Here is a 26,663-nt window from a genome sequence, read left to right as displayed (position 1 = left end):
GGATTTGGTGCAGGCCAAGGCGCAAGAGATCCTCGGCCACAAGTATCCGCAATTCGAACGGCTTCTGAAAACCTTTGTGACGGCCGGCATCGATCGGCGCTACTCGGTGGTTCCGATCGACTGGTTCGAGGCCGATCACGGCTGGCAGGACCGCAACGACGCCTATATCGACGGCGCATTGGCGTTGTTTGGCGTGAGCACGGAACTGGCTCTGGCGCGTGCCGGATGGGCGGCGGAGGAGGTCGATTGCATCGTGACCGTCTCTTCCACCGGCATCGCGACCCCGACACTGGAAGCGCGTGCCATGGACCGGCTGGGGTTTCGCGCCGATGTGCGCCGGGTGCCGGTCTTTGGCCTCGGCTGTGCGGGCGGTGTTTCGGGGCTGTCTCTGGCGCAGTCGCTGGCCGCGGCACGCCCCGATGACAAGGTGCTGCTGGTCGTGGTCGAAACCTGCACCCTGTCGTTTCGGACCGACCGGCTGCAAAAGGCGGATATCATCGCGACCGTGCTCTTCGGAGATGGTGCGGCAGCGGCCTGCCTGTCGGGGCAGAAGGCCGATGGCCGGCAGGTTTCGCTCGGGGCCGGCACACAGACGACCTGGGCCGATACCTTGGGCATCATGGGTTGGGATGTTGACGACACCGGCCTCGGCGTGGTCTTCGGCCAGGAAATCCCCGGCTTTGTCGAGAAAAACCTGGAGGCGGCGATGGAGGGCGCGCTGGACCGATCGGGATTGGAACGCGGCGACATCGCGCGTTTTGTGTGCCACCCCGGCGGGGCCAAGGTCGTCGACGCCTTGGAAGGCGCGCTTCAGCTTGAAAAGGGCACCTTGCAGGCCGAGCGGGACGTGCTGCGGGCGGCGGGCAACATGTCGGCGCCGACCGTGCTCTTCGTTTTGGAGCAGGTGTTGAAGCAAGAGGTGCAGGGACAGATGATGGCAACGGCGCTGGGCCCGGGCTTCACCGCCGCCTTTCTGCCATTTCACGTCGGAGCAGACGCGGCATGACCCCGGGCGCGGCGCTCTTTCTGAGTTTTCTCGTTGTCCAGAGGCTGGCCGAACTGGCGCTAGCCCGGCGCAATACCGCCAGGCTTCTGGCGCAGGGCGCACGCGAGGTCGCGCCGGAGCATTACCCGCTCATCGTCGCGCTGCACACGGGCTGGCTGCTCTGTCTGGCGGCCTTCGGATATGACGCGGCGATCCGCCCGGGCTGGCTTGTCGTCTTCGTCGTGCTGCAAGCGATCCGCCTCTGGATCCTCGTGTCGCTGGGCGGGCGCTGGACGACCCGGATCATCGTCACCGACACGCCGCTTGTGGCGCGCGGCCCTTACCGCTGGATCAACCATCCCAATTACCTGCTGGTGGTCGCCGAGATCGCGGTAGCGCCCCTGGTCTTGGGACTCGGCTGGGTCGCTCTGGTGTTCTCGGCTCTGAACGCCGCCATCCTCGCCATTCGAATACGGGCCGAGGACCGCGCGCTCCGGCCGACGATATCGTGATGTGGGACGGGGCGCCGAGGGCCGGAAATCAATTGACCTCTGCCGCGCGGTGCCGCCAACTTGGGCAATCCCGCGCCCGCAACGACGACCCAACTTGATGTGAGGACTGCATGATCATGGCTGAAATGGGCAAAATCGCGTTTAAATTTGGCGGCGCAACCCGCATGTCCGGGCTCGCGCTGGGGGTTTTTTGCGCCGCCTTCACCGCTCAGGCTCAGGAGCAGGTGGGGGCCACGGTCGCCGAAATCCCGGTGCCGGCGGGCCCGGGATCGAGCGAGCCATCGCTCTTTGCGCTTGCGGATGGGCGCGTCGCTGTCAGCTGGACGGAACCTACCGAGGCGGGCCATGCGGTGAAGGTTGCGCTCGGCAATGAGGCCGGGTGGAGTGCGCCGTCCACGGTGGTCGCCGCCGGCGATCTGATCGTCAACTGGTCGGATTTCGCCTCGGTCGCGGTGCTGCCCGACGGCACGATGGCCGCGCATTGGCTGAAAGAGACCGATGTGACGTCCTTTTCTTATGATGTGAACATCGCGTTGTCATCCGACAAGGGTGAAACCTGGAGCGCCCCGGTTGTTCCGCACCGCGATGGCACCCAAAGCCAGCATGGCTTCGTCACGCTCCTGCCGGTCTCGGACAGCCGGTTCGAGGTGTTCTGGCTGGACGGCCGGGAGTATGGCACCGAGGACACCGGCGCGATGCAGCTGCGGTCGGCCTCGCTTGATGCCGACGGAACCCTGTCTCCGGAAAGCCTGCTCGATTCCCGCGCCTGCTCTTGCTGCCAGACATCAGCCGCGGTGGCGGGCGACGGCAGCATTCTGGTGGCATACCGGGACCGCACGGTCGAAGAAGTGCGCGATATCTCGGTGGTGCGCAAGGTGGCGGGGGCCTGGAGCGAACCCCGCCTGGTTCACGCCGACGGCTGGGAGATTTCGGGTTGCCCGGTGAACGGCCCGGCGATCGACGCGGAAGGCAGCGATGCAGTCGTGGCCTGGTTCACCGCGGCGCAGAGCGATCCGGCGGTCAAGGTGGCCTTTTCCCGTGACAGCGGCGCCAGCTTTGATGCGCCATTCCGCATCGACGGCGGCGAGGCGGCCGGCCGGGTGGATACGCTGCTTCTGCAAGACGGATCGGCCGTGGTTTCCTGGGTCGAATGGACCAGGCTGGGCGAGATTCTCCGGCTTTGCCGCGTCACCCCCGAGGACGGATGCCCGGCGCCGCAGGCGGTTGCCCTGAACACCGCCGCCGGGTCGATCAATTTCCCGCGCATGGCCGGGAGCGGCGAGGAGATCTATATCGCCTGGGGCCAGCCGGCTGCCGGCCGCACCCCCGCCGGGATCAGGATGATCGTGGCAAGATACTGAGACCGCATGGAAAGTTTCGATACCGATGTTGTGGTGGTCGGGGCCGGCGTCGTCGGGCTCGCGGTGGCGCGGGCCCTGGCGCTGGCCGGGCGCGAGGTGCTGATCCTCGAAAAGAATCCGGTGATGGGCGAGGAAACCAGCGCCCGCAATTCCGAGGTGATCCATGCCGGCATCTATTACCCGCCGGGCACGCTCAAGGCGCGGCACTGTCGGCGCGGCCGCGACCTGCTTTATCGCTATTGCGAGGCGCGCGGTGTCGGCCACCGTCGTTGTGGCAAGCTGATTGTTGCCGGCGACACCGACGAGGCGGCCCGCCTGCCACAGATCGCGGCCCATGCCCAAGGCAACGGCGTCACCGACCTGCGGCTGATCGGAGCGGCAGAGCTGCAAGCGCTCGAGCCAGCGCTCCGGGCGTCTGCGGCGTTGTTTTCGCCCTCGACCGGCATCGTCGACAGCCACGCGCTGATGTTGGCACTGCTGGGCGAGGCAGAGGCACATGGGGCGCAGCTTGTCACCCGGGCACCGGTCTTGGGCGGGCAGCTGTGCGGCGACGGCTCGGTCGAGCTTGCGGTGGGCGGCGACGAGCCGATGCTGCTGCGCTGTCGGTCGCTGGTGAATTGCGCCGGGCTCTGGGCCCCGGCGCTCAGCGCGCGGATCGACGGCCTGCCGCCGCCGCCCGGTCTGGCGCTGGTCAAGGGCAATTACTTTGCGCTCAGCCGGCCGGCGCCGTTTTCGCGGCTGATCTACCCGGTGCCGCGCGACGGCGGGCTGGGTGTTCACTTCACGCTCGATCTGGCCGGGCGCGGCAAGTTCGGCCCCGATACCGAATGGTTAGACGACACCGATCCGGCGCGCATCGACTACACCGTGAACCCGGAGCGGCGAGCGGGTTTTGCCGAGGCGATCGCGCGCTATTGGCCAGCGATCGAGGCGCGGGATCTCAGCCCCGATTACGCCGGATTGCGGCCCAAGATCGCGGGGGCCGCCTATGGCGATTTCGTGATGCTCGGGCCGGGTCAACTCGCCGGCCCGCATGCGCTTCTTTACGGGATCGAATCGCCCGGCCTGACCAGCGCCCTTTCGATTGCCGGAAAGGTGGCGGACTGGCTGACCGAGGGCTGATCGCCGGCGCGCGCTGCGCCGAAACACCTCGGCCGCAATCTCTGATTGCGTGAGGTCCGGCACGGCCCGGGCCCGAGGGCCGCACCTCTAAACGCCTTGCCGGGGCCGGCGGATTTGCCAGCGTGGCGGCCATCGCCTATATTGCCTGGTTCAAAGGCCCAAGAAAAAAGGGGCGGAGCAGCGAGACGTGACACCAGACAAGAGCATTTCCAACGGCTTGATCACCAGGCTTTGGGCGCTGATCAAGAAATTCTACGCCGACGTTGCCCTTCCTATGGTGCAACGGCCCAGGCAGTTGCAAACTGCCGCGCTGTGCTATCGCGCGACGGATGAGGGTCGGCAGGTCCTGCTGATCACCAGCCTCGATTCTGGCCGATGGATCATCCCCAAAGGCTGGCTGATGCGCGACAAGAACGCCAGCGAGGCCGCGGTGGTGGAGGCCTGGGAAGAAGCCGGGGTGCGCCCGGGCCGGATCTCGCGGCAGCCGGTCGGCTCTTATGTCTATGACAAGATCAAGTCGAGCGGGCTGCCCGTCACCGTCGAGACCCTGGTCTTTGCCGTCGAGGTCCGCGTCCTCGAGGACAGCTTTCCCGAAGCCGGGCAGCGCGAGCGCCGCTGGCTCGATCCGGCAGAGGCCGCCGAACGGGTCAGAGAACCGGGCCTGCGACAAATCCTGCTCGAATTTGAGGCCGATACCCGCCGCGCTAGGTGATCTGTTGCCCATGGCGATCACTTGATGTAGCTGCGCCGGAATCATCGGGAGGACACATGTCGGACAACAGCACTTCGGACAACAGCAATCTTGATCCGAGCCATCTGGAGACGCTGGACCGCGACCTCGGCCGGCTGTCGACGCTTGAACAGGCCACCGCCTATGTAAGCCGTCCCATGATGGGCACCGGGCTTGCGCTGATCTTCGTGGTCTTTGCGGCGCTGATCGCGGCGTTGATCTTTGGGCAGGCGGACAACACCTTTATCGTCGTGATCGCGGCGGCGTTCGGGGCCTACATGGCGCTCAATATCGGTGCCAATGACGTGGCCAACAACATGGGGCCGGCGGTCGGGGCCAATGCCATGTCGATGGGGCTTGCCATCGTCATCGCGGCGATCTTCGAAAGCGCCGGGGCGCTCCTGGCGGGGGGCGATGTGGTATCGACCATCGCCAAGGGCATCATCGCGCCCGAAAGCATGGCGACCTCGGGGGCCTTCATCTCGGCGATGATGGCGGCGCTTCTGGCTTCGGCGCTCTGGGTCAACCTGGCGACATGGATCGGCGCGCCGGTCTCGACGACGCATTCGGTGGTCGGTGGCGTCATGGGCGCGGGGATCGCGGCGGCGGGCTTTGGCGCGGTCAGCTGGGGCCAGATGAGCGCCATCGCGGCCAGCTGGGTGATCTCTCCGTTGCTGGGCGGCCTGATCGCGGCCGGGTTCCTGTGGTTCATCAAGGCCAACATCATCTACCGCGACGACAAAATCGCGGCGGCGCGAAAATGGGTGCCGGTGCTTGTCGGCATCATGGCCGGCGCCTTTGCCTCTTACCTGGCGGTCAAGGGGCTCAAGAAAATCGTCAAGATCGAGCTGGGCAGCGCGCTGCTGATCGGCCTGGGCGTTGCCATCGCCGCCTGGATGATCATGATCCCGGTGATCCGGCGGCAATCGGCCAATCTCGAGAACCGCAACAAATCGCTCAAGGTGCTGTTCGGCATTCCGCTGATCGTCTCGGCGGCGCTGTTGAGCTTTGCGCATGGCGCCAACGACGTGGCCAATGCGGTCGGCCCGCTGGCGGCCATCGTGCAGGCCTCGTCGACCGGCGATTTCACCCAGGCGGTGGAAATCCCGCTCTGGGTCATGGTCATCGGCGCGCTGGGGATTTCCTTTGGGCTGTTCCTCTTCGGGCCCAAGCTGATCCGCATGGTCGGCAACCAGATCACCAAGCTCAACCCGATGCGGGCCTATTGCGTGGCGCTTTCGGCGGCGATCACGGTGATCGTGGCAAGCTGGCTGGGGCTGCCGGTCAGCTCGACCCATATCGCGGTGGGCGGCGTATTTGGCGTCGGGTTCTTCCGCGAATGGGACACCGAGCGGCGAATGCGCAAGGCCAAGAAGGCGGTATCCGGCCTGCCCGATCTGGCGCCGGAAGAACGCCGCCGCCGCAAGCTGGTGCGGCGGTCGCATTTCATGACGATCGTGGCCGCCTGGATCATCACCGTGCCGGCGGCGGCGCTGCTCTCGGCGGGCATCTTCGTCGTCATCAAGGGCATCAGCCTCTGACCACATGGCCGGGGCCCGGTGTCGGGCCTCGGCCAGCCCAGGGCGCAGGCGACCGGGACAAGGCGGTTTCCCCGCGCAGGCGGGGTTTGGCCGAGCGGCGGGCGGAATTCTGCTGATTGCCGGCAAAAGCTGTCTTTCTGCCCGGATCCGGGGCAGGTACACTGCCGCCCAAGAACAAAGGCGCGACACGAGTCGCGCGACAATTGAGCAGGAGCAGTCCCACCGTGTCAGCAGGATACGCGCAGGATCGGCGTGCCCAGGCGCCGGTCACCGTCAGGCCATTCCAGGTTCGGGGCCATTTTCTCACCGCGCTGGCGCTGCGGATGGAGACCGATGTCACCGATCAGGGCTTTTTCGACGCGCTGGACGAACATCTGCAAACCACGCCGCAGTTCTTTGCCGATGCGCCGGTGGTGCTTGACCTCGACCGGGCCCGCGGGCTGAGCGAGGCCGCCCGCCTGAGCGATCTCGTGGAGGCCCTGCGACAGCGGGATCTCAAGGTGTTCGGGGTGCAGAATGCCGGCAGGATCGCACCCGAGCTGTTGCAACGGCTGGCGCTGATCGCGGTCAGCAACGGTCGCGACGCGCCGGCGCCGACGGAGCAGGCGGGCCGCGAGCGGCGCAAGGACCGGCTGTTGCCACCTGACAACAAGGTCATCACCGGGTCGGTCCGCTCCGGGCAGATGGTGATCACCGAGCGCGGCGACCTGACGATCATCGGATCGGTCGGTTCGGGCGCCGAGGTCATCGCCGGTGGCAATATCCACATCTACGGCACCTTGCGCGGACGGGCCCTGGCCGGTGTCCAGGGCGATACGGGGGCGCGCATCTTCTGCCAACGCCTCGACGCCGAGCTGGTGGCCATCGCGGGTCTCTACCAGACCAGCGAAACCCTGGGGCCGGCGCCCGGCGAAGGTGGCGTGCAGATTTTCCTCAAAGACGACAGATTGCAGAAGGAGGCGCTCGGATGACGACGCAACTCACGGAAGAGCCGCCCAAGGGAAAGGTGATCGTGATCACCTCGGGCAAGGGGGGCGTGGGCAAGACCACCTCGGCTGCGGCGATCTCGGCCGGGCTGGCCAAGCGCGGTCACAAGACGGTGGTAATCGATTTCGACGTCGGCCTGCGCAACCTCGACATGACGATGGGCTGCGAGCGGCGGGTGGTGTTCGATTTCATCAACGTCATCCAGGGCGACGCGCGGCTGAAACAGGCGCTGATCCGCGACAAGCGGATCGACACCCTGTCGATCCTGCCGACCTCGCAGACCCGCGACAAGGACGCGCTGACCAAGGAAGGCGTGGAAAAGGTTCTCGACGAGCTAAAGACCGAGTTCGACTACATCATCTGCGACAGCCCGGCGGGCATCGAACGCGGCGCGCAGATGGCGATGTATTTCGCTGACGAGGCGGTGGTGGTGACCAACCCCGAGGTCTCTTCGGTGCGCGACAGCGACCGCGTGCTGGGCCTGCTCAGCAGCCAGACCCGGCGCGCCGAGACCGAAGGCGCCGATCCGATCAAGGCGCAGGTTCTGCTGACCCGTCATGACAGCGCCCGCATCGACACCGGCGAGATGATGACGGTGGAGGATGTGCTCGAAATCCTCGCCGTGCCGCTGCTCGGGATCGTGCCGGAAAGCAAGGCGGTGCTGCGGGCCTCGAACGTCGGCACGCCGGTGATCCTTGACGGTCCGTCCAACGCCGCCGCGGCCTATGAGGATGCGGTGGCGCGGCTGATCGGCGAAGAGGTCGAGATGCGGGTTCTGGCCGAGCGCCGGCCCAACCTGTTCCATCGCTTGCTGGGGCGCACGGCATGAGCTTTTTCGGATTTTCCCTGAAATCCCGCCGTCCCTCCTCGGCGCAGACTGCCAAGGACCGCTTGCAGGTGCTGCTGGCGCATGAACGCCGGGGCGGCTCGCATTCGCCGGATTATCTGCCTCAGCTCCAGAGCGATATCATCGCGGTGATCCGGAAATATGTCACCGTCGAGGATGATGGCGTCGATATTCGGATGGAAAACGGGCAGGAGGTCTCGAGCCTCGAGATCAATATCGAGCTGCCGTCGCGGACCACGGCGGCCGGCTGACGTTCGCCCGCCGTCCCGGCGGGCGATCCCTGACCCCGGGCCTGGCAATATCCGAATCGCTCATCGTTGGGTCCAGAAGCGAATGTTTGCCAGACCGGCCGGATGACAGAATTCCGGCCGTCCTTCGGGGCGGGTGAGGGCCGGCGGGTTACTGGCTGCCCGGTTTGCGGAACAGGCGGGTCTGTTCGAACAACCCGTCAAGCCGTTCGTACCGCGCCTTGGTTTGCGGCCAGGCCTCTTCCTGTGCGGCGGCGATCAGCGCCTCGAGCAGCATCAGCGTCGAGACGTTGCTGTCCCAGGCCGAGGGGATCTCGACCCAGCAGGTGAAGCTGTGCGAGGCGATCTCGGCCACCGGACTGGCCCATTGATCGGTGATCAGCACCACGTCGACCCCGCGTTCGCGCGCCAGTTCCGCCAGCCGCAGCAGGTTCGATTCATAGCGCCGGATGTCGAACATCAGGAGGGTGTCGCCGCGCGCCATGTCGAGCAGGTAGTGCGGCCAGGTGGCGGAGGATGAGGTGAGATGAATCACCCGGGGCCGCACCGCCTGAAGATGGGTAAAGGCGTAATCGGCCAGCGCATGGGTGATCCGGCCGCCGACGATGAACAAGGTCTGATCGGTATTGGCCAACAGCTGTGCGGCGGCATCGAAGGCCTCGGAGGGCACATTGCTGAAGGTGGTCTGGATGTTCTGGGTCACCGCCTTGGCGAAGCGGTTGAGCAGATGCGACTCCGGCGCCTCGGCGGCCCAGTTGGCACGGCGCTCGGTCGGGCCCGAGACCTTGGCCTGCAATTCCTTGAGCAACGCCTGGTGAAACTGTGGAAAGCCCTTGAACCCCAGCTTCTGCACCATCCGCGCGATGGTCGGTGTCGAGACCCCGGTCTGTGCCGCGACGATGGTGATCGAGGCCAGCCCGGCGGCCGGGTAATTCTCGAGCAGCGCATTGGCGAACTTGCGTTCGGATTGCGTGAGGTCGGTGTAATGCTCACGGATCAATTCCCGGACGGTGGCGGTGGGCTGGCTCACGGGGGGCCCTTTCCTTGCATCGCTTTGCGCAGGTCTTTGGCAGATGCCTGTCAATCAAACAATCTGCTGCGCGTGTTGTGAAGAAATATTGACACAACCCGCTGCCATGTGGAAAGTTTTTTTCAGAACAGGGGGAATTCAATGTCGGAGCGCCAGCAGGACGGCTGTGAAGCGACGGTTTGCGTGACAAATGCCGCAGGCGCCGGGGCTGTGCTGCTGCTCTGCGAGCATGCCTCGGCGCATATCCCGTCGCGGTACGGCGATCTCGGGCTGCGGCCCGAGTGGCGCGACAGCCATGCGGCCTGGGATCCGGGGGCTCTGGCGCTGTCGCAGCTCTTGTCCGAGGCGCTGGATGCACCGCTGGTGTCGGGCCGCGTGTCGCGGCTGGTCTACGACATCAACCGCCCGCCCGAGGCCGCGGCCGCCATGCCGGCGCGTTCGGAGCTGGTGGAAATTCCCGGTAACGCCGATCTGAGCCCGGCGCAACGCGCCGAGCGCATTGCAACGGTCTATCGGCCCTTCTGCGAGGCGGTGTCCGGGCTGCTGGATGCCGAGGCCCGCGCCATCGTGACGGTGCACAGTTTCACCCCGGTCTATTTCGGCGCCGCCCGCCCGACTGAGATCGGCATCCTGCATGACAGCGATGCGCGGCTGGCCGAGGCGATGCTGGCCCATGCCCCCGCCACGCGACGGGTCGACCGCAACATGCCCTACGGCCCCGAGGATGGCGTCACCCATTCGCTGCAATTGCACGGCATCGCGCGCGGTCTGCCCAATGTGATGCTCGAGGTGCGCAACGATCTTCTGACCACGCCCGGCGATATCTCGGGCATCGCCCAAGAGCTGCTGGCGATGTTGCGCCCGGCGCTGGCCGCCGTACCGGTGGAGGCCGCCGATGCCTAGGGTGATCACCGCTTTCGTGCACGGCGTCGACGCGATGAACCGCTTCATCGGGCGGATCGCGATGTATCTGATCTTTGTGCTGATCGGCGTGCTGCTCTGGTCGTCGATCTCCAAGGTCGCCTTCCTGCCGTCGCTCTGGACGCTGGAGACGGCGCAATTTGTCATGGTCGGCTATTACATCCTGGGCGGGCCCTATTCGATCCAGCTCGGATCGAACGTGCGGATGGACCTGTTCTATGGCGGCTGGTCGGTCAAGACCAAGGCCTGGGTCGATGCCTTTACCGTGCTGTTCCTGATGTTCTACCTCGGGGTCCTGCTTTATGGCGCGCTCGGTTCTCTGGCCTATGCCATGGGCTATTTCGGCATGGCGCCGCTGGAGTATTTCTCCGAGTTCCTTGGCGCACTCTTTACCGGCGGTTTTGCCCAGGCAGGCGAGACGCTGGGCTATCTTGAACGTTCCTCGACCGCCTGGCGGCCGTTCCTCTGGCCGGTCAAGCTGTTGCTGGCCGTCGGTATCTTTCTGATGCTGCTGCAAACCCTTGCCGAGTTTTTCCGCGATATTGGCCGCATTCGCGGGGTGGAGATCTGATGTCCCATGAAATGATCGCCATCCTGATGTTTTCCGGCATGATGCTGATGCTGCTGACCGGTCAGCGGGTGTTCGGCGCCATCGGCTTTGTCGGCGCGGCGGCGGGGCTCCTGCTTTGGGGGACCGGCGGCGTCGACGTGCCCTTTGCCGCGGCCATGAAGCTGATGAAATGGTATCCGCTGCTGACCCTGCCGATGTTCATCTTCATGGGCTACGTCCTGTCGGAATCCAAGATCGCCGACGATCTCTACAAGATGTTCCACGTCTGGATGGGGCCGGTGCGGGGCGGGCTGGCGATCGGCACCATCGGGCTGATGGTGCTGATCTCGGCGATGAACGGGCTGTCAGTGGCGGGCATGGCCATCGGCGCCACCATCGCCCTGCCGGAGCTGCTCCGCCGGGGGTACGACAAGATCATGGTGACCGGGGTGATCCAGGCCGGATCGTCGCTGGGCATCCTGGTGCCGCCCTCGGTGGTGCTGGTGCTCTATGCGATGATCGCGCGGCAACCGGTGGGGCAGCTCTGGCTGGCGGGGGTGATGCCCGGACTGCTGATGGCTGCGCTCTTCATCGTCTACATCTACATCCGCTGCCGGGTGCAGCCCGAGCTCGGCCCGCCGCTGGCAGAAGACGAACGCGATGTGAGCCGGGCCGAGAAGCTGCGCCTGCTGCGCGCCGGCATCCTGCCGCTGGTGATCTTTGCGGTGATGATGGTGCCTTTCGTCAGGGGCTGGACCTCGCTGGTGGAAAGCTCGGCCATCGGCGCGCTGGCGGCCTTTGTCGCGGCGGTGCTCAAGCGGCGGATGACCCGCGAGGTCTTCGAGACTTCGGTGCGCCAGACGCTGGCGATTTCCTGCATGTTCATGTGGATCATTCTGGCCGCCCTGGGCTTTGGCGCGATCTTCGACGGGCTGGGCGCGGTGCGCGCCATCGAGACGCTGTTTACCGAACGCCTTGGCCTCTCGCCCTGGATGATCCTGATCCTGATGCAGCTGTCGTTCATCGTCATGGGCACCTTCCTCGACGACACCGCCATGCTGGTGATCGTCGCGCCGCTTTACGTGCCGCTGGTGGGGGCGCTGGGCTTTGATCTGATCTGGTACGGCGTGCTGTACACGATCACCACCCAGATCGCCTATATGACGCCGCCCTTTGGCTATAACCTCTTTCTCATGCGCGCCATGGCGCCGCCCGAGATCGGCCTGACCGACATCTACCGCTCGATCATCCCCTTTGCTCTGGTGATGGTGCTGGCGTTGTCGCTGGTGATGATCTTTCCGCAGATCGCGCTCTGGCTGCCGGGCCTCGTATACGGACAATAACCCCAGAAGCCCCGGACAGGGGACATATTGCAACAAGGAGAACGGACATGACGACTTCGAGAAGAAAGTTCCTGCAAACTGCCGGGGTGGGTGTCGCCGCCGCGCCGCTGGCCGCACCCGCGCTGGCGCAATCCACCATCACCTGGCGGATGCAGACCTATGCCGGCGCCGCGCTGGCCGAGCATGTGGTGAAACCCGCCATCGACCGCTTCAACGCCATTGCCGGCGACCGGATGCAGATCGAGCTGTTCTATGCCGATCAGCTGGTGCCCACCGGCGAGCTGTTCCGCGCGATGCAGCGCGGCACCATCGACGCGGTGCAATCGGATGACGACTCGATGGCCTCGCCCACCGAAGTGACGGTTTTCGGCGGCTATTTCCCCTTTGCCTCGCGCTACTCGCTGGATGTGCCGGTGCTGTTCAACCAGTACGGGCTGAACGAGATCTGGGCCGAAGAATACGCCAAGGTCGGCGTCAAGCACATCTCGGCCGGCTCTTGGGATCCCTGCCATTTCGCCACCAAGGATCCGATCAATTCGCTGGCCGACCTGCAAGGCAAGCGGGTCTTCACTTTCCCCACCGCCGGCCGCTTCCTGAGCCAGTTCGGCGTGGTGCCGGTGACCCTTCCCTGGGAGGACATCGAGGTCGCGGTACAGACCGGCGAGCTTGACGGCATCGCCTGGTCGGGCATCACCGAGGATTACACCGTCGGCTGGGCGGATGTGACCAACTATTTCCTGACCAACAATATCTCGGGCGCCTGGATCGGGCATTTCTTTGCCAACATGGGCCGCTATGAGGAGCTGCCCGAGGACCTGAAGCTCTTGCTGGCGACCTGCATGGAACAGTCGCATTATTACCGCCAGTGGTGGTACTGGGGCGGCGAGGCGCGCCTTCGAGTGCATGGCGAAAAAATGCAGCTCACCACCATCCCGGATGCGGAGTGGGATCAGGTCGAGGCCGCGGCGCAGACCTTCTGGGACGAGATCGCGGCGGAGAGCGAGACCAAGGCCAAGGTCGTGGAGATCTTCAAGCAGTACAATGCCGACATGGCCAAGGCCGGCCGGCCGTATCGCTACAACACCTGAGCCATTGCCCGGGCGCTGTCCGGGCAACCCCGTCCCGGCCCCCGCGCCGGGACCTCCCCCTCAACCATGAGGCCCCGGGTCTTGCCCGGGGCGCGCGCAGGACACAAGAACCGGAATGCCCATGACATTCGAAGAGCTGAAATCGAAATTCGCGGCTGGAGAGATCGACACCGTTCTGGCCTGCACCATCGACATGCAGGGCCGGCTGATGGGCAAACGGTTCCACGCCGCGCATTTCATCGACAGCGCCTGGGAAGAGACCCATTGCTGCAACTATCTGCTGGCCACCGACCTGATGATGGCCACACCCGACGGCTATGCCGCGACCTCCTGGGAAATGGGTTATGGCGACTATGTGATGAAGCCCGACCTGTCGACGCTGCGGGTGATGCCCTGGCTCGAGGCCACGGTCATGGTGATCTGCGACGTGCTCGATCATCACAGCCACGACGAAGTGCCGCATTCTCCCCGCGCCATGCTCAAGAAACAGGTGGCCCGTGCCGAGGCTCTGGGTTTCACACCGATGATGGCGACCGAGCTGGAATTCTTCCTGTTCGAAAAGAGCTTTGACGAGATCCGCCGCTCCGGTTTCCGCGATCTCGCCACGCTTTCGGGCTACAATGAGGATTACAACATCCAGATGACCAGCCGCGAGGAACATGTGATGCGCCCGGTGCGCAATCACCTCTACGCCGCCGGTCTGCCGATCGAGAATTCCAAGGGCGAGGCCGAGACCGGGCAGGAAGAGCTCAACATCAAATATGCCCCGGCGCTGGACACGGCCGAATACCACACCATCGCCAAACATGCGGTCAAGGAGATCGCTCACCAGCAGGGCCACGCGGTCAGCTTTCTGCCGAAATGGGCCCCCGACAAGGTGGGCTCGTCCAGCCATGTGCATCAGTCGCTGTGGCAGGACGGCAGCCCGGCGTTCTACGACGCTGACGACAGGCTCGGCATGTCACCGCTGATGAAGAGCTACACCGCCGGAATGCTGAAATACGCCAAGGATTACATGTACTTCCTTGCGCCCTACATCAACAGCTACAAGCGGTTCCAGGTCGGCAGCTTTGCCCCCACGCGGATCATCTGGTCGATCGACAATCGCACTGCCGGGTTCCGGCTTTGCGGCGCGGGCACCAAGGGGGTGCGGATCGAATGCCGGGTCGGCGGCTCCGACATCAACCCCTATACCGCCATGGCGGCGATGCTGGCCGCGGGCCTCAAGGGCATCGAGGAGAAGCTGGAGTTGCAGCCGGCGTTCACCGGCGACGCCTATGCCACCGATGCCGCGCAATTGCCGACCACGCTGCGCGACGCACGCGAGGCGCTGCTCGCCTCCGACATGCTGCGGGCGGCCTTTGGCGATGGCGTGGTGACCCATTACGCCCGCGCCGCCGAAGTGGAGATCGAGGATTTCAACCGCGCGGTGACCGATTACGAGATCGCCCGCGGATTCGAGATGGCCTGAACGGGCCGACAGACAGAGGATACCATGACCAACACATTGAAATGCGTCTCGCCCATCGACGGAGAGGTCTTTGCCGAACGCCCGGTGCTGACGCTCGACGCGGCGCGGGACGCGGCCGCCAAGGGCCGCGCCGCGCAGGCGGCCTGGGCGGCGCGGCCGCTGGCGGAACGCACCCGCCTGGTGATGGCGGGCGTCGCCCGCGTCGGCGAGATGAATGACGAGATCGTGCCGGAACTGGCGCGGATGATGGGCCGCCCGGTGCGCTATGGCGGTGAATTCGGCGGTTTCAACGAACGCGCCTCGCATATGGCCGAGATCGCGGAGCAGGGGCTGGCGCCGATCGAGGTCGGCGAAGATGCGACTTTCAAGCGCTACATCAAACGGGTGCCCCTGGGGCTCGTGCTGGTGGTGGCGCCGTGGAACTATCCCTACATGACCGCGATCAACACCGTTGCGCCCGCGCTGATCGCCGGCAATGCGGTGATGCTGAAACACGCCACCCAGACGCTGCTGGTGGGCGAACGCATGGCCCGCGCCTTCCACGAGGCGGGCGTGCCGGAAGAGGTGTTCCAGAACATCTTTGTCGACCATGACACCACCTCGGCGCTGATCGCCGGCAAGGCTTTCGATTTCGTGAATTTCACCGGTTCGGTCGGCGGCGGCAAGGCGATGGAACAGGCCGCGGCGGGCACTTTCACCGGGGTCGGACTGGAACTGGGCGGCAAGGATCCGGGCTATGTCATGGAGGACGCCGACCTCGATGCGGCGCTGGACACGTTGATTGACGGGGCGATGTTCAACTCGGGCCAATGCTGCTGCGGGATCGAGCGGATCTATGTGCATGAAAGCCTTTTCGACGCCTTCGTCGAAAAGGCGGTGGCCATCGTGAAGGGCTACAAGCTGGGCAACCCGCTGGAGGCGGAAACCACCATCGGCCCGATGGCGCATGTCCGCTTTGCCAAGGAGGTGCGCGCGCAGATCGCCGAGGCAGTGGAGATGGGTGCAACCGCGCATATCGATACCTTCCCCGAGGATGACGGCGCCGCCTATCTGACACCGCAAATCCTGACCGGCGTCACCCATGACATGCGGGTGATGCGGGACGAGAGCTTTGGCCCGGTGGTGGGCATCATGAGCGTAAAGGACGACGAAGAGGCCATCGCGCTGATGAACGACAGCCACTTCGGCCTGACCGCCTCGCTCTGGACGGCCGATGTCGACCGCGCGATGGCCATCGGCGACCGGATCGAGACCGGAACCGTGTTCATGAACCGCGCAGATTACCTCGACCCCGGATTGTGCTGGACCGGCTGCAAGCAGACCGGGCGCGGCGGCGGGCTGTCGGTGATCGGCTATCACAACCTCACACGTCCGAAATCCTACCATCTGAAGAAAGTCACCCAATGAGCCTGACGGGAAACTGGTCTTACCCCACCGCCATCAAGTTCGGCGCCGGCCGCGTCTCGGAATTGCCCGGCGCCTGCGCGCAGGCGGGCATGACACGGCCTCTGCTGGTCACCGACCGGGGTCTGGCCGATCTGCCGATCACCTCGGCCACGCTCGACGTGCTGGAGCAGGCGGGGCTTGGCCGCGCGCTTTTTGCCGAGGTCGATCCGAACCCGAACGAGAAAAACCTCGCCGCCGGCGTAGCGGCCTATAATGACGGCGGCCACGACGGGGTGATCGCCTTTGGCGGGGGCTCGGGGCTGGATCTGGGCAAGATGGTGGCCTTCATGGCCGGCCAGACCCGGCCGCTGTGGGATTTCGAGGATATCGGCGACTGGTGGACCCGCGCCGACGCCGATGCCATCGCGCCCATCGTGGCGGTACCGACCACCGCCGGCACCGGCTCCGAGGTGGGGCGGGCCAGCGTCATCACCAATTCGGAAACCCACGAAAAGAAGATCATCTTTCACCCCAAGGTGCTGCCCTCGGTGGTGATCTGCGACCCGGAGCTGACAATCGGCATGCCCGGCTTCATCACCGCGGGCACCGGGCTCGATGCCTTTGCCCACTGCGTCGAGGCCTACAGCAGCCCGCATTACCATCCGATGTCTCAGGGTATCGCGCTCGAGGGCATGCGGCTGGTCAAGGACTACTTGCCGCGCGCCTTCCAGAATGGTCAGGATCTCGAGGCACGGGCGCAGATGATGTCGGCGGCGATGATGGGGGCGACGGCCTTCCAGAAGGGGCTGGGCGCGATCCACGCCATGAGCCACCCCGTGGGCGCGCGGTTCAACACCCACCACGGCACCACCAACGCGGTCTGCATGCCGGCGGTGCTCGATTTCAACGCCGAGGTGATCCGCGCCCGCTTTGACGCGGCGGCGGCCTACCTCGGGATCGACGGCGGTTTTGACGGCTTCCGCGAATTCGTGCAGGATCTGAACGACAGCCTGAACATCCCGCGCAAGCTCTCCGATCTGGGCGTCACCGAAGAGGCGATCCCGGCGCTGGTCAAGGGCGCGGTCACCGACCCCTCCTGCGGCGGCAACCCGATCGCGCTGACCGAAGAGAACCTGACGGCGCTGTTCAAGGCAGCGCTCTGACATGCGGTGCCCGGCGACAAAAAAACGGGCACAACCCTCTGAAACCAAAAAGGTTTCACAAGACTGATACCAAAGAGGCCCATAAGGCCCGCATCCCGCCCCGGTGCTGTCCGGGGCCCAATCGACAGAGGAGACGACCCATGACCAGAACCATCCTTCTGACTTCCACCCTGATTGCTGGGCTGGCCGGCGCGGCCCAGGCCGAAACCCTGCGGCTCTTGACCTGGGGCGGCTATGCGCCCGATGACGTGGTGCAGATGTTCGAGGAACAGACCGGCCACACCGTCGAGGTGACCAAATCCAACAACGAGGAAATGATCGCCAAGCTGCGCGCCACCGGCGGCGGCGGCTTTGACCTGGCCCAGCCCAGCCAGGACCGGGTGATGGGCCCGCAGATGGAGTTCGGCATTTACAAGCCGATCGACATGTCCAAGATCGATCAGTCGCAATTCATCGAGTCGATGCTGATGGCCACCATGGCCAATACCACCGTCGGCGATGACGTTTATGGCGTGCCGCATGTCTGGGGCACCTCCGGCCTGGTGATGAACACCGCCGAAGCCGGCGAGGTGGTCAAGGATTACACCGATCTCTGCGATCCGGCGGTCGCGGGCAAGGTGTCTTACCGGCTCAAGCGCCCGACGCTGATCGGCTTTGCCTTCGCCATGGGCGAGGATCCCTTTGCCGCTTATGGCGACGAGGCCAAGTACACCGAGATCATGGAAAAGGTCGAAGCCAAGCTGATCGAGTGCAAGGCCAATGTGAAAACCTATTGGGGTGGCGGCGACGAGCTGATGAACCTGGTGCGCTCGGGCGAGGTGACCGCCTCGATGGCTTGGGACACCGGCGGCTGGAAACTGAACGACGACAATGCCGACATCACCTTCGTGGCGCCCGCCTCCGGTGCCCTGGGCTGGATCGACACCTTCGTTCTGCCGGCGAAGGGGCAGGCTGACGAGGCCGCCTATGCCTGGATCAATTTTGTCATGCAGCCCGAGATCGCGGCCAGGATCACCGCGGCGGCGGGCAACTTCACCGCTTCGGCTGGCGCCGACGAATTTGCCGAGGATGCGTTGAAGGCCAAGTATCAGGCCAGCTTCCCGCAAGAGGCGATCGACAACATCAAGTGGTATCCGCCGGTTCCCGCCGGGCTGGAATCCATCGAGGGCGAAGTGCTGGACCGGGTTCAGGCCGCCAATTGATTTGAAACTGGCGGCACCCGGTCCTCGGGTGCCGCCACAAGACCGGACCCCGCAATGACCCCTGATCTCGCATGTGTCGATCTCGTGAAACGGTTCGACGAGACGACGGCCGTCGACAATGTCTCCTTCTCGGTGCCGCCGGGGAGCTTTTTCTCGATCCTCGGGCCGTCGGGCTGTGGCAAGACAACGATCATGCGGATGATCGCCGGCTTCCTCGATCCGACCTCGGGCGACATCAGGATCAAGGGCCGCTCGGTGCTTGACACCCCGCCCAACAAGCGGCCGGTGAACATGGTGTTCCAGCATCTGGCGCTGTTCCCGATGATGACCATCGCCGAGAACATCGGCTATGGCCTCCGGCGGCAGAAGATGCCGAAGGACCAGATCGCCCGCAAGGTCGACGCGGCGCTGGAGCGGATCGGCCTGCCGGGGATCGGCGCCCGCAAGGTCGACGAGCTGTCGGGCGGCCAGAAACAGCGCGTCGCCATCGCGCGCTGCATGGTGCTCGAGCCGGATGTGCTCTTGCTGGACGAGCCTCTGGGGGCGCTGGATCTGAAGCTGCGCGAGCATATGAAGGTCGAGCTGAAGGCGCTTCAGGCGGCGTTTGACACCACCTTCGTCTATATCACCCACGACCAGTCCGAGGCGCTGGTGATGTCCGACCAGATCGCGGTGATGAATGCCGGCCGGTTCGAACAGGTCGGCACCGGGCAGGACCTTTATTACCGCCCCGAAACGCCGTTTGTGGCGGGTTTCATCGGCGAGGCCAACCGCTGGAAGGGCCGCATCGAGCGGGCCGAGGGCGACGTGCTGCAACTGCGCACCGAGACCGGCCTTGCCATTCGTGCCACGACCGCCGGCGGGTTGGCCGCAGGCGACCGGGCAGAGATTTTCGTTCGCCCGGAATCGATCCGGCTGGCGGGCAGCGCCGGCGCGCTTTCGGATGTCGACAACCATTTGCAGGGCAGCGTGACCAGTATCCTGTTCAACGGCGCCGCCTCGCGCGTGCTGGTCGTGGACGAGGCTGGCGAGACGCTGGAAGTGACCCTGCCGCAATCGGGCGAATTCGCCAACCTGCAACGGGGCGACACGGTGCATATCGGCTGGGGGGCGGCGCAGGCCAGCTGTTTCGGGGGGCAGGGCTGATGCGTGCCCAATCCCGCATCGCGTTCATCCTGCTGCTGACCCCGCTGCTTCTCTGGCTCGGGCTGCTGATCCTGATTCCGCATATCGACATGGCTCTGATCTCGCTGCGCGAGCGCATCAGCTTTGGCGTCTACGAGACCAGCTTGCTGCAATACCAGAAGGCGCTGACCGAGCCGCTTTACCTGCGCACCTTCTGGCGCACCGCCGTCATGTCGGTGCTGGCGACGGCGATCACCCTGCTGATCGCCTTTCCGGTGGCCTATTACATCGCCAAGATGGCGCGCGGGCGCTTGCAGCAGGTGCTCTTCATGCTCTGCCTCATCCCGTTCTACGTCTCGGAGCTGGTGCGCACCTTCGGCTGGATGATCCTGCTGCGCGAGACCGGGCTGATCTCGAACCTGCTGCAATGGACGGGGCTGGCCGACCAGCCGGTCGAGATGCTCTATAACGATGCGGCGATGATGGTGGGGCTGGTCTATACCTCGATGCTCTTCATGGTGGTGCCTTTGGTGACCACGCTGGAAAGCCTCGACGACAGTGTGGTCGAGGCGGGCTATGATCTCGGCGGCAACGGCCTGTCGGTCTTGCGCGAGATCATCATTCCCCATGCCATGCCGGGCATCGTCTCGGGCTGCATCGTGGTTTTCATGCTCAGCCTCGGTAACTACCTGACGCCCACCATGCTCGGGGGCAAGGACAGCCTGTGGTTCACCGAGATGATCTACAACCAGTTCATCGTGCGCTCGAACTGGGAGCTGGGCGCCGCCTTCGGCTTCATGTTGCTGGTGCTGTCCTCGGTGATCGTCTGGGGCATGCTGCGGCTGACAGGCCGGACCCTTCAAGAGACGATGGGATGACCGCATGATCCCCACCATTCCCCGCTCGCGCGCCTTCCGGCTGATCTATGGCAGCTATGTGCTGGCGTTCTTCCTTTATCTGGCACTGCCGCTGACGGTGGTCGCGGTCTTCGCCTTCAACGACAGCCAATTCCCCTCGCTGCCCTGGGAGGGCTTCACCTGGAACTGGTTCTTCGGCGAGGACCGCCCGCAGATCGGCGTGTTCCACGAACGCGGCATCCTGCGCGCGGTGGGCACCTCGGCCTTCGTGGCGCTCTGCGTGGCGGTGCTGTCGGTCAGCGTCGGCACCACCAACGCCTTTCTCTTCAACCGCTACGACTTTCGCGGCAAGGGGCTGCTTTATGTGCTGATGCTGCTGCCGCTGGTCATTCCGGGCATCGTGCTGGGCATCTCGATCCTGGTCTTTTCCTCGACGCTGGCCAATGGCATCTGGGATCTGGCGCAGATCGATATTCAGGCGTTGCGGCCCGGGTTGTTGCTGGTGATCCTCGGCCAGTTCTCCTTCATCACCACGATCGCCACGCTGGTGATCACCGCGCGGTTGCAGAAGTTCGACCGCACGCTGGAGGAGGCGGCGCTGAATCTGGGCGCGACGCGGCTGGTGGCGGTGCGCACGATCACTCTTCCCTTTCTGATGCCGGCGATGATCGGCGCCGTGGTGGTGGCCTTTTTGATGAGCTTCGAGAATTTCAATACCACGCTGATGCTGGTGGGCTCGGATGCGCCGCTGACCATCGCCATGTTCGACCGGCTCAAGGAAGGCTCGACGCCGCTCCTGAATGCGGTCTCGCTGCTCCTGATGCTGGGCTCGTCGCTGCTGGCCCTGCTGGTGATCCTGTTTCAGCGGCGCTGAGCCGGCCCGTCCCTACCAGGGCCGGGCGCGCGGGGCGGACCGGTCTTCGGCTTCGGCCATCGCGTCGCGCAGCAGCGCCTTCATCCGCCGTCGCTGGCCGGCGTGCTCCGGGCGGTGATAGAGATTATCGAGCTCGCCCGGATCCTCGGCCAGGTTGTAAAGCTCGCCGTCCCGCGTGGTGCCGCAGGCCGGTTCGCCATGCCAGACGATCAGCTTCCAGTCGCCGTGGCGCAGCATGGTAGTCATGATCAGCGGATCGGTGGCAAAGCCGGAATAGCGGTATTCGCAAAGCGCCCAGGACCGCCAATCCACCGCCTGCCCCCGCGCCAGCGGCAGCAGCGAGGCGCCTTGCCCTCCCGCGGCCGGCGCGCAGCCCGAAGCCGCCAGAAAGGTGGCGGGCAGATCGATCCATTGCACCAGCTCGGACACCTCGGCGCCCGGCGCGATCTCGCGCGGCCAGCGAGCGATCAGCGGCACGCGGGTCAGATCGTCGTAAAGCTGGGGGCCTTTCAGAAGCTGCTGGTGATTGCCCAGCATCTCGCCATGATCCGACGAAAAGACGACAAGCGTGTTCTCGGCCATGCCGGCAACCTCCAGCGCTGCAAGAATGCGTCCGACCTCATGATCGATCAGCGCGATCATCGCCCAGTATTGCGCACGGATTTCCTTGATCTGCTCCGCGGTATACTCCTGAAACCCCGGCGCTGTGCCACTATAGCTCTTTTCGGAATATGCGCGGTGCGGCGCCGGTTTTTCGTCAAGCTCGCCGGGCTTGGTGGTGATCGGCGCAATAGCGTCGGCGTCGATCATGTCACGAAACTCCTGCGGCGCGCCAAAGGAATGATGCGGATCGAAAAAATTGGCCATCAGGAAGAACGGCGCATCCGCGCGCGGGTGTGAGATGAAATCTATCGCGCGTTCAGCAACCCAGTGCGAATAATGCGCCTCTTTCGGCACATGATCGATCGGCGTGCCGGTGCGGGACTGGTTGCTGTATTCGGTGTTCTCGTTGGCACCCCGGTCGGGAAAGATCCGGGCGAAAATCGCGGGGTGGGTCTTGCGCAGCCAGCGGTGATAGTCGTTCTCCAGCGCCCGGTGATTGGGGCCATGCGCCCATTCGAAGACGCGGTAGCCATCGTCGCGGCGCGGCTCGGTCCGCCAGGTGTCGCAGGGAGCCAGATGCTGCTTGCCAATCATGCCGCAGTCATATCCGGCCTCGGAAAGGGTCTTGGTGAACATCCGCTGATCTTCGGGCAGCGGGACGCCATTGGCATACAGCCCGTGATTGGCGACATATTTCCCGGTGAAGAGCGACGCACGTGACGGGCTGCACACCGGGTTCTGGACGTAGCAATTGCGAAACAGCGCGCCCTCGGCGGCCAGCGCGTCGAGGTTGGGGCTCACGGCCCAACCGGCGCCGGTGCAACCGAGGCTGTCGCCGCGCTGCTGATCGGTGCAGATGAATAGGATGTTGGGGCGGGTATCGGGCATCCGGGGCGCTTTCAGAATTTTGCGATGCGGGGCTCGGTGCGATCTTCGAGTGCGACGCGGGCGTCGATCATTCGGTCGACCATCTGCTCGAGCCGGTCCTGATGCGCCGGGTCGGCGGCCAGGTTGCTGGCCTCGCCCGGGTCTTCGGTCAGGTCGAACAGGCTGTCATGCGCCGCGCGGCCATTGGCGCCATGGGTCACCACCAGCTTCCACCGGTCCATGCAAAGCGCGGTCTGCCAGCGGTGATCTGGGCTGCGTAGCCGCGACAGGGCCCAATCCCGCGGCGTTCCGTCCAGCAGCGAACGGCCCTGAATGCGGCGCGGAGGCGGCATATCGGCCAAGGCATAAAGCGTTGGCGCCACGTCAATGGTCGAGACCATAGCTTCGGTGCGGCGCGGGGCGCGACCGGGCATACGGATCATCAGCGGCACATGCAGTGCGCTGTCCTGCATCGGACCGCGAGACGTGGCAAGCGCGCCGCGCGCAGCGGTCACGACAACGGCGGTGCGCTCTGCCAGCCCGGTGCTGTCCAACCTTTCAAGCATTGCCGCCAAGGCGGCATCGGCCTGGCGCATTGCGCCGGCATCGACGGTCTCGCAGGGAATATGCGGATTCGGCGCGCCACCCTGGGTCTCGCCCACCACCAGGCCCGCGACCCCGAAGAAATTCGCCCCGCCCGCGGGCTGCGAGAGCTGTGCGCACACTCGCGCGCCAACCCAGCTGTTGAATCCGAGCGCCTCGGGCAGCGCCGCCAGAGCATGGCGCTGCCGATCGGAGATTTCGGTCGCGTCAGGATCGGGCTGGGCCGGGAAAATCTCTTGATAGGCCTCTGGCGCCCGTGCCTCGAGCCAGGCCAGATAGGCGTTCTGGCGCGAGCGGTGCAACGGCCCGTGCGCCCAATCGAATTGCGCATATTCGAAGGGCCGGGCATGTTCCGTCGTCCAATGCGAGGCGCCGGCAAGCTGGCGCCGTCCGACAAGCCAGGTGCGCATGCCGCCATCGGCCATCCGCTGCGCCACCGTGGTTTCGCGCCCGGGCAGGGCGACGCCCTCGGTCCAGACCCCATGTGCCGCCATGTCGAGCCCGGTGAATAGGCTGGCGCGTGCCGGGCCGGCCTCGGGTGAGGGGGCATAGGCGCGGGCGAAATGCAGGCTGCTGTCGCGAAAGGCCGACAGCGTCGGCAGGGCGGCGCAGGCGGTTTCGCTCAGGCTGTCGAAGACAATCCACAGGATGTTGTGCCGGGTCGGGCAGGTCACGGGTGCACTCCTTGTTCACTCGGGGCGGGCGACGAGGCCGGAGGCGCATGACGTTGCCCCCGGCCGGTAAAGGGTCAGCTGACGCGTAGACCCTCCGCATCGAAGCGGTGCATGCTGGCCTCTTGCGGGGTGACAAAGACGCGGTCGCGGTAATTGAGCCGCACCTTGCCCGGCGCGCGCACGGTCATCGTTTCGGGCACGCCATCAACATCGACGCGGATGAAGGTGTCGCTGCCAAGATGCTCCGAAACGCCCACCGTGCCCTGCCAGAGTCCTTGGTCGGGCGACAGGGTGACATGCTCGGGCCGGACTCCCAGCGCCGCGGCGCCCTGGGTGCTGGCCGCTTCGCCCTCGATGATGTTCATCATCGGCGAGCCGATGAATTTGGCCACAAAGAGGTTGCGCGGGTTGTCATAGAGCTCGAGCGGCGAGCCGACCTGTTCGATCCGGCCCTTGTTGAGCACCACGATCTTGTCGGCCATGGTCATCGCCTCGACCTGATCGTGGGTGACATAGATCATCGTGGTGTCGAGCCGCTTGTGCAGTTCCGAGATCTCGAGCCGCATCCCCACCCGCAGTGCCGCATCGAGGTTCGACAACGGCTCATCGAACAGGAAGGCCGAAGGCTCGCGCACGATGGCCCGGCCGATGGCGACGCGCTGGCGCTGGCCGCCCGACAGCTGACCGGGCTTGCGGTCGAGATAGTCGGTCAGGTTCAGCACCCGGGCGGCATTGTCGATCCGCCGCGCCTGTTCGGCCTTGTCGAGACCGGCCATGCGCATCGGAAAGGCGATATTCTGCGCCACGCTGAGATGCGGATAAAGCGCGTAGGACTGGAACACCATGGCCAGCCCGCGCTTGCCCGGCGGCAGGTCGGTGGCATCCTTGCCGTCGATCTCGATGGCGCCCGAAGTGGTGTTCTCGAGCCCGGCGATCAGCCGCAGAAGGGTGGATTTCCCGCAGCCTGACGGGCCGACAAAAACGACAAATTCGCCATCATCGATTTCGAGGTTGAGCGGCGGAATGACGGTCATCTCGCCAAAGTCCTTGCGCACGTCTTTCAGGTGAATGCGGCCCATATCAGCGGCTCCCTTCCCGGTGTTGTCCGCGCGCCATATGAAGCGGCGGAGACATCATTGATTGCGCGCCACGCACGCAGGCTTCGATAAAACCCTGAGATTTAAGGGCGCTATCGGAACGCCAGAGCAGGATCTCGTGGATCAGCCGGTCGCGGGTCGCCCGGTGTTCGGGCGCATCCCACAGGTTGACCTGTTCCCTCGGATCGGCGTCGAGATCGAACAGCATACCTTCGTCGGCGTCGACGAAATGCACCAGCTTCATCCGGCCCTCGAGCACCATGGTCATCATGCGGGTGCCGCTGAGCAGCGCGTCGTTGGAGTGTTCGGCAAACACCCGATTGCGTCCTGGTGCAGGTTCCTTGCCGAAATAGGGGATTAGGGAGGATGCCTCCATCCAGCCTGGAACCTGCACGCCGGCCCAGTCCAGAATGGTCGGGCCGAAATCAAACAGCGAAACATTGTCAGTGACCCGCCTGCCGGCAGGGATGCCCGGCCCGGCAACCAGCGCGGGGACCCGAACGGTGGATTGGTACATGTTCCATTTCTGCGAATGGCCATGATCGCCAAGCGCGTCACCGTGATCCGACGTGAAGACGATGATCGTGTCGTCCAGCACGCCCCGCGCCTCCAGAGTCTCGATGATCTCGCCCACTTGGGTGTCGATCATGGTGACATTGGCGTAATAATGCGCGCGCTGACGGCGGGATTGCTCGGGGCTCGGGTCGGGCAGGTGAACCACGCCGTCCGCATCCTCGCCCAGCATGAAATCTCGCAGGCCCTGCATGGCTTTCGGTTGTGCCTCGGGGTCGGGCGGGATGACCTCGGGCAGGTCGCGGTTCTTGTACATGTCGAGGTAGCCCTGTGTGGGGTCGTAGGGCGGATGCGGACCGGGAAGGCCCACTTGCAGGAAGAAGGGGCCCTCGCCGGTGTAGCGGTCGAGCCACCATTTGGCCATTTGGCCGGTAAAGACATCCGGGTGCAGGCATTCGTCCAATTGCCAGGCCCAGGCGCCCAGCTTGTCGCCATAGCCGTTGTCGCGCCGCTTGGTAACGCGCGAGGGTTTCTCCAGCCCGCGCAGAAAAAACGCCTTGTCCCAATTGTCGAGGTAGAACGGCAGGTTGGGATGGTCGCGATCCTTGTTCTCGGTGACGTGGCGCTCGTGAAAGCCGAAAGCGCCTTCGACCGGCATGGTATGCATCTTGCCCACGTTCACCGTGCGATAGCCCGCCTCGGCCAGATCCTTGACCCAGCAATATTGCCAGGGCTCGTCATTGCGGAACACGCCGTTGGTATGCGGATAGGTGCCGGTGAAGAGCGAGGCCCGCGACGGCGCGCAGGAAGGCGAGGTAATGTACATGTTCTCAAACGCCGTACCGCGTTTGACAAGCCGGTCCAGGTTGGGGGTGATCATGTGGTCGAAGCCCAGCGCCGCGATGGTGTCGTAGCGCTGCTGGTCGGTGATGATGAAGACGATATTGGGTCTCTTGGTCATGC

The 26,663-nt window shown here is 64.9% G+C and carries 25 protein-coding genes; 20 read left to right on the top strand and 5 right to left on the bottom strand.

The window, feature by feature from the left end; all coding sequences use genetic code 11:
- Positions 1-4: 4 nt before the first annotated feature.
- From AC0J5K_RS19495 to minE, 9 genes are all read left to right on the top strand, one after another.
- Positions 5-1,006 (top strand): type III polyketide synthase, encoded by a 1,002-nt coding sequence (locus AC0J5K_RS19495; protein WP_473009935.1) that lies wholly within the window; start codon positions 5-7, stop codon positions 1,004-1,006.
- Entirely contained in the window at positions 1,003-1,497 is a 495-nt protein-coding gene (locus AC0J5K_RS19490; protein WP_420398559.1) for an isoprenylcysteine carboxyl methyltransferase family protein, read from the top strand. Before AC0J5K_RS19495 ends, AC0J5K_RS19490 begins: the two co-directional genes overlap by 4 nt.
- A gap of 164 nt (positions 1,498-1,661) precedes the next feature.
- The gene (locus AC0J5K_RS19485; RefSeq protein ID WP_074837174.1) at positions 1,662-2,858 is read left to right on the top strand and encodes a sialidase family protein; all 1,197 of its coding nucleotides are present in this window, start codon (positions 1,662-1,664) and stop codon (positions 2,856-2,858) included.
- Positions 2,859-2,864: 6 nt separating this feature from the next.
- Positions 2,865-3,980, top strand: a complete 1,116-nt coding sequence (locus AC0J5K_RS19480; RefSeq protein WP_283638666.1) for an NAD(P)/FAD-dependent oxidoreductase — start codon at positions 2,865-2,867, stop codon at positions 3,978-3,980.
- A 187-nt stretch (positions 3,981-4,167) separates the two neighbouring features.
- Positions 4,168-4,692, top strand: coding sequence for an NUDIX hydrolase (locus tag AC0J5K_RS19475; protein ID WP_283638667.1), 525 nt, complete (start codon positions 4,168-4,170; stop codon positions 4,690-4,692).
- A 56-nt stretch (positions 4,693-4,748) separates the two neighbouring features.
- Positions 4,749-6,251: an inorganic phosphate transporter gene (locus AC0J5K_RS19470; protein ID WP_048535027.1), complete on the top strand. Its 1,503-nt coding sequence runs from the start codon at positions 4,749-4,751 to the stop codon at positions 6,249-6,251.
- A 224-nt stretch (positions 6,252-6,475) separates the two neighbouring features.
- Positions 6,476-7,222 (top strand): septum site-determining protein MinC, encoded by a 747-nt coding sequence (gene minC, locus AC0J5K_RS19465; RefSeq protein ID WP_420398560.1) that lies wholly within the window; start codon positions 6,476-6,478, stop codon positions 7,220-7,222.
- Positions 7,219-8,067 carry a septum site-determining protein MinD gene (gene minD, locus AC0J5K_RS19460; RefSeq protein WP_048535023.1) on the top strand — a complete coding sequence of 283 codons (849 nt, stop codon included), beginning with the start codon at positions 7,219-7,221 and terminating at the stop codon, positions 8,065-8,067. The genes minC and minD overlap by 4 nt, the downstream gene beginning before the upstream one ends.
- The gene (minE, locus tag AC0J5K_RS19455) at positions 8,064-8,336 is read left to right on the top strand and encodes a cell division topological specificity factor MinE (RefSeq protein ID WP_420398561.1); all 273 of its coding nucleotides are present in this window, start codon (positions 8,064-8,066) and stop codon (positions 8,334-8,336) included. The genes minD and minE overlap by 4 nt, the downstream gene beginning before the upstream one ends.
- 148 nt (positions 8,337-8,484) lie before the next feature.
- Here the strand turns inward: minE and AC0J5K_RS19450 are convergent, their stop codons facing one another.
- Positions 8,485-9,363, bottom strand: a complete 879-nt coding sequence (locus AC0J5K_RS19450; RefSeq protein WP_420398562.1) for a MurR/RpiR family transcriptional regulator — start codon at positions 9,361-9,363, stop codon at positions 8,485-8,487.
- Positions 9,364-9,504: 141 nt separating this feature from the next.
- Between AC0J5K_RS19450 and AC0J5K_RS19445 the strand changes: the two genes are divergently transcribed.
- The 11 genes from AC0J5K_RS19445 to AC0J5K_RS19395 all read left to right on the top strand — a co-directional run bounded on the left by AC0J5K_RS19445 (position 9,505) and on the right by AC0J5K_RS19395 (position 21,343).
- On the top strand, positions 9,505-10,266 hold the full coding sequence (locus AC0J5K_RS19445) for an N-formylglutamate amidohydrolase (RefSeq protein ID WP_420398563.1): 762 nt from the start codon (positions 9,505-9,507) through the stop codon (positions 10,264-10,266).
- Positions 10,259-10,855, top strand: a complete 597-nt coding sequence (locus tag AC0J5K_RS19440; protein WP_420398564.1) for a TRAP transporter small permease subunit — start codon at positions 10,259-10,261, stop codon at positions 10,853-10,855. The genes AC0J5K_RS19445 and AC0J5K_RS19440 overlap by 8 nt, the downstream gene beginning before the upstream one ends.
- Positions 10,855-12,177, top strand: coding sequence for a TRAP transporter large permease (locus AC0J5K_RS19435; protein WP_048535013.1), 1,323 nt, complete (start codon positions 10,855-10,857; stop codon positions 12,175-12,177). Before AC0J5K_RS19440 ends, AC0J5K_RS19435 begins: the two co-directional genes overlap by 1 nt.
- Before the next feature lie 47 nt (positions 12,178-12,224).
- Positions 12,225-13,265, top strand: a complete 1,041-nt coding sequence (locus AC0J5K_RS19430) for a TRAP transporter substrate-binding protein (RefSeq protein WP_048535012.1) — start codon at positions 12,225-12,227, stop codon at positions 13,263-13,265.
- Positions 13,266-13,380: 115 nt separating this feature from the next.
- Positions 13,381-14,736: a glutamine synthetase family protein gene (locus AC0J5K_RS19425; protein ID WP_074837105.1), complete on the top strand. Its 1,356-nt coding sequence runs from the start codon at positions 13,381-13,383 to the stop codon at positions 14,734-14,736.
- A gap of 24 nt (positions 14,737-14,760) precedes the next feature.
- The gene (locus AC0J5K_RS19420; protein ID WP_048535009.1) at positions 14,761-16,143 is read left to right on the top strand and encodes an aldehyde dehydrogenase family protein; all 1,383 of its coding nucleotides are present in this window, start codon (positions 14,761-14,763) and stop codon (positions 16,141-16,143) included.
- Positions 16,140-17,285, top strand: a complete 1,146-nt coding sequence (locus tag AC0J5K_RS19415) for an iron-containing alcohol dehydrogenase (RefSeq protein WP_420398565.1) — start codon at positions 16,140-16,142, stop codon at positions 17,283-17,285. Before AC0J5K_RS19420 ends, AC0J5K_RS19415 begins: the two co-directional genes overlap by 4 nt.
- Before the next feature lie 140 nt (positions 17,286-17,425).
- Complete coding sequence (locus AC0J5K_RS19410; RefSeq protein WP_048535006.1) at positions 17,426-18,487, top strand: extracellular solute-binding protein; 1,062 nt, start codon at positions 17,426-17,428, stop codon at positions 18,485-18,487.
- Positions 18,488-18,541: 54 nt separating this feature from the next.
- A complete protein-coding gene (locus tag AC0J5K_RS19405; protein ID WP_274590360.1) occupies positions 18,542-19,633 on the top strand; it encodes an ABC transporter ATP-binding protein in 1,092 nt (363 codons plus the stop codon).
- Entirely contained in the window at positions 19,633-20,490 is an 858-nt protein-coding gene (locus AC0J5K_RS19400; protein WP_420398566.1) for an ABC transporter permease, read from the top strand. Before AC0J5K_RS19405 ends, AC0J5K_RS19400 begins: the two co-directional genes overlap by 1 nt.
- Positions 20,491-20,494: 4 nt before the next feature.
- Entirely contained in the window at positions 20,495-21,343 is an 849-nt protein-coding gene (locus AC0J5K_RS19395) for an ABC transporter permease (RefSeq protein WP_274590362.1), read from the top strand.
- Positions 21,344-21,355: 12 nt separating this feature from the next.
- Here the strand turns inward: AC0J5K_RS19395 and AC0J5K_RS19390 are convergent, their stop codons facing one another.
- From AC0J5K_RS19390 to AC0J5K_RS19375, 4 genes are all read right to left on the bottom strand, one after another.
- Positions 21,356-22,834: a sulfatase-like hydrolase/transferase gene (locus tag AC0J5K_RS19390; protein ID WP_283638672.1), complete on the bottom strand. Its 1,479-nt coding sequence runs from the start codon at positions 22,832-22,834 to the stop codon at positions 21,356-21,358.
- An 11-nt stretch (positions 22,835-22,845) separates the two neighbouring features.
- Entirely contained in the window at positions 22,846-24,090 is a 1,245-nt protein-coding gene (locus AC0J5K_RS19385; protein ID WP_420398567.1) for a sulfatase family protein, read from the bottom strand.
- Between the two features lie 74 nt (positions 24,091-24,164).
- On the bottom strand, positions 24,165-25,169 hold the full coding sequence (locus tag AC0J5K_RS19380) for an ABC transporter ATP-binding protein (RefSeq protein WP_074837113.1): 1,005 nt from the start codon (positions 25,167-25,169) through the stop codon (positions 24,165-24,167).
- Position 25,170: 1 nt separating this feature from the next.
- Positions 25,171-26,661, bottom strand: a complete 1,491-nt coding sequence (locus tag AC0J5K_RS19375; RefSeq protein WP_074837114.1) for a sulfatase family protein — start codon at positions 26,659-26,661, stop codon at positions 25,171-25,173.
- Positions 26,662-26,663: the final 2 nt, after the last annotated feature.

The organism is Marinovum sp. E3, assembly GCF_055755275.1.
The sequence above is the reverse complement of the archived record's forward strand: the minus strand, read 5'-3'. Positions and strand labels throughout refer to the sequence as shown.